Source organism: Streptomyces sp. NPDC059909, assembly GCF_042730885.1.
GTDB lineage: Bacteria > Actinomycetota > Actinomycetes > Streptomycetales > Streptomycetaceae > Streptomyces.
Genome location: NZ_JBHWKX010000219.1, coordinates 1 through 1,521 on the forward strand (window position 1 = coordinate 1; position 1,521 = coordinate 1,521).

At 70.1% G+C, this 1,521-nt stretch carries 1 protein-coding gene and 1 pseudogene; both read left to right on the top strand.

The window, feature by feature from the left end; genetic code table 11:
* Nucleotides 1-600, top strand: a pseudogene (locus ACFV9O_RS40345) (IS21 family transposase); the annotation flags it as partial.
* Complete coding sequence (istB, locus tag ACFV9O_RS40350; RefSeq protein ID WP_385428058.1) at nt 600-1,448, top strand: IS21-like element helper ATPase IstB; 849 nt, start codon at nt 600-602, stop codon at nt 1,446-1,448. The pseudogene ACFV9O_RS40345 and the gene istB, both read left to right, overlap by 1 nt.
* Nucleotides 1,449-1,521: the final 73 nt, after the last annotated feature.

A 1,521-nucleotide genomic window follows, 5' to 3' on the forward strand; every position in this document is an offset into this window, starting at 1 on the left:
AAGGGCCTGGTCGAGCGCGCGAACGGCTACCTGGAGACCAGCTTCCTGCCCGGCCGCCTCTTCACCGGCCCGGACGACTTCAACGCCCAGCTGACCGCCTGGCTTCAGATCGCCAACCGGCGCCATCACCGCTCGATCGACGCCCGGCCGGTCGATCGCTGGGAGAGCGACCGGGCGTCGATGCTCGCCATCCCGCCGGTCGGCCCGCCCCACTGGTGGCCGCTTCGCACCCGCCTGGGCCGCGACCACTACATCCGAGTCGACACCAACGACTACTCCGTCCACCCCCGCGCGATCGGCCACGTGGTCACGGTCCACGCCGACACCGAGGAGATCACCGTGACCTGCGGCGACGACCTGGTGGCCCGTCACACCCGCTGCTGGGCCAAGCATCAGAGCCTGACCGACCCCGAGCACGCCGCGGCGGCCCGGAACCTGCGCGGTGAGGTGATCCACCAGCAGGCAGCCCGAGCGGCCACCGCCCGAGCCGCGGCCCTGGCCCCCGACAGCCTCGGCATCGAGGTCGAACAACGCGAGCTGGGCACCTACGACCGCATGTTCACCCTCATCGAGGGCGGCGGCGGGAAGGAGGACACCTGATGGCCCGCACCACCGCTCCCACGAAAAGGCACCCCACCCCCGACGCGGGCAAGCCCGACGGCCCGGCCGCCCGCACGGGCCGGCAGACCGCCGCCGACCTGGCCTTCCTCGCCCGTGCCATGAAGGCCCCGGCCCTGCTGGACGCCGCCGAGCGCCTGGCCGAACGCGCCCGCACCGAATCGTGGACCCACACCGAGTACCTGGTCGCCTGCCTCCAGCGCGAGGTCTCCGCCCGCGACTCCCACGGCGGCGAGGGCCGTATCCGCGCCGCCCGCTTCCCCGCCATCAAGACCATCGAGGAGCTCGATCTGACTCATCTGCGTGGTCTGACGCGCCAACAACTCGCACACCTGGGAACATTGGACTTCATAGCGGCGAAAGAGAACGCCGTCTTCCTGGGACCGCCGGGCACCGGCAAAACCCACCTGGCCACCGGACTCGCCGTCCGGGCCTGTCAGGCCGGCCACCGCGTCGCGTTCGCCACCGCCGCCCAGTGGGTCGACCGCCTTGCCGCCGCCCACCAGACCGGCCGGCTCCAGGACGAACTGGTCAAGCTCGGCCGCTACCCGCTGATCGTGATCGACGAGGTCGGCTACATCCCGTTCGAGGCCGAGGCCGCGAACCTGTTCTTCCAGCTCGTCTCGAACAGATACGAGAGAGCCAGCGTGATCGTCACCTCGAACAAGCCCTTCGGACGCTGGGGAGAGACCTTCGGCGACGAGACCGTCGCCGCCGCCATGATCGACCGACTCGTCCACCACGCCGAGGTCCACTCCCTCAAAGGCGAGTCCTACCGCATGAAGGGCCGCGAACTCGGCCGCGTCCCCACCGCCACCGACAACGACTGACGAACCACCGAGGCCGCACAATGGCTCACGATTGAACCGTTCGAACTGGTCCCAAATTCAGCCGTTGCCGACA